At 74.7% G+C, this 573-nt stretch carries 1 protein-coding gene; it reads left to right on the plus strand.

Going from position 1 to position 573, the window contains the following annotated elements:
- A partial coding sequence (locus tag AC1DWF_RS37120) for a hypothetical protein (protein WP_476843423.1) occupies positions 1-315 on the plus strand: 315 nt, incomplete at its 5' end.
- Between the last annotated feature and the right edge of the window lie 258 nt (positions 316-573).

Consider the following 573-nt stretch of genomic DNA (forward strand, 5'->3'; position numbering starts at 1 on the left):
GCCGAGAAGCTGCGCGCGCATTTCGGCGGCGACGAGCGTTACCGCCGCGTGGCCGCGCAACTCTCCGCCTGGGGCCGGGCGAACCTGCCGCCCGCCGTCTTCGACGCCCTGGCGACGACGTCCGAGGGCGTGCTCGCGCTGGAGCGCATGATGCAGGGCGGCGAGCCGAGCCTGGAACGCGATGCCTCGCCGCCGGCCGCGATGGACGAGGGCGAACTGCGCCGGATGATGCGCGACCCCCGCTACTGGCGCCAGCGCGAGCCGGAATTCGTGAAGCGCGTGACGGAGGGTTTCCGCAAGCTCGTGAACGGCTGATGGCCGGGAGGCCGATGGACGCTTCGGGCGAAGAAGCCCGAAGCGATCGGACTCCACCGATCCGGGGCGAGCGGCGCGCGATCCTCCGCGCGCCCGCCCCGTGAGGCCGCCGGTTCTCCTCCTCCCCTGGAACCGGCGGCCCGTGCCCGCCGCTGCGGCCTCGGCCATCCCCCTGGTGCGCGGCGGGCGCGCACCCTTTCGCCTGCGCAAAACCCAATACCGGGCGCGCGGGCGCCGGCGCGATGACGCGGCCCGATC

This window comes from Aminobacter sp. P4_D5, from assembly GCF_056401815.1.